Here is a 268-nt window from a genome sequence, read left to right as displayed (position 1 = left end):
CAATAAAGTGATTGTCTTTGTCAATAGGCTTATTAATGTATTGCCCTGTCTGCTTGTCTCTGTCATAAGCATAAGAGTTAAATTCTGCTATTGCGTTAACGCACTTAGGAAGAATGTGTATTTTAAAACCTTGCATAAAATCAATACCATACATAATACTCCCTTTACCTTTTCTAGCTGGCCTTATTTTTCTTATTCCCATCGTTTTTAATTCAGCAATCAAACGTTGCTCTGCACTATCAGAAATGATCTCTGAATTCTGATATCC

Annotated in this window: 1 protein-coding gene; it reads right to left on the bottom strand. The window is 34.3% G+C overall.

What is annotated here, in order from left to right; translation table 11 throughout:
* Nucleotides 1-268: terminase large subunit (locus ETC27_RS16750; RefSeq protein WP_205742780.1), on the bottom strand; the 268-nt coding region annotated here is incomplete at both ends.

The organism is Onishia niordana (assembly GCF_004798965.1).
In the GTDB taxonomy this organism is placed as follows: domain Bacteria; phylum Pseudomonadota; class Gammaproteobacteria; order Pseudomonadales; family Halomonadaceae; genus Onishia; species Onishia niordana.
Note: the sequence above shows the minus strand (reverse complement) of the source record. Positions and strands in the feature narration are given on the sequence as shown.